The organism is Vibrio sp. 10N.261.52.A1, assembly GCF_002876325.1.
GTDB lineage: Bacteria > Pseudomonadota > Gammaproteobacteria > Enterobacterales > Vibrionaceae > Vibrio > Vibrio chagasii.
Genome location: NZ_MCYD01000130.1, coordinates 1 through 525, shown reverse-complemented (window position 1 = coordinate 525; position 525 = coordinate 1). Strand labels below are relative to the sequence as shown.

The 525-nt window shown below is 39.8% G+C and carries 1 protein-coding gene; it reads left to right on the top strand.

Translation table 11 applies throughout. From position 1 onward, the window contains the following. Nucleotides 1–107 precede the first annotated feature (107 nt). The gene (gene crl, locus BCT81_RS01840; RefSeq protein ID WP_008218654.1) at nt 108–497 is read left to right on the top strand and encodes a sigma factor-binding protein Crl; all 390 of its coding nucleotides are present in this window, start codon (nt 108–110) and stop codon (nt 495–497) included. Nucleotides 498–525: the final 28 nt, after the last annotated feature.

Sequence of the window (525 nt, the reverse complement as noted above, 5' to 3'; positions counted from 1 at the left end):
GATTAAGTACCTGATACTCAGAGAAAATTTATAAAATCCAACTGCATATTTTCAACGTATTGCAGTCTGAGTAACGTCATTCTTAACATTGAAAATGGAGATTCAATATGTCAGAAGTGACACAAGAACCAACGCATTATCGCTTGTTAAACGTATTAAAGGCCATTGGGCCATACTTGAGGGAGCCGCAATCAGAAGAAGGTCACTATATTTTTGATTGCTTATCAGTGTGTGTGAACGATAAAAAATCACCAGAAGAGCGTGAGTTCTGGGGCTGGTGGATGGAGTTGGACAAGTCGGAAGAGGGGTATTCGGCGAAGTACAACATTGGTAAATACAACATTGAAGGCAAGTGGGATTCATTACCTCTGCCTAAAAAGGCGGTTGCTGAGGTCACTAGAACTCAAGAAGCCTTCCACCAAAAACTGGTTGATGAACTTCAAAGTAAGTTTGAAATCAGCATCCAATTGGACGAAGAGTCTGTCGAATTCGTCTGATTTTAAAGGTTACTCTTCTATATAAAGT

Excerpts from the sequence above, each read along its gene's own strand:
- crl (WP_008218654.1), top strand. The coding sequence starts at position 108 with ATGTCAGAAGTGACACAAGAACCAACGCATTATCGCTTGTTAAACGTA.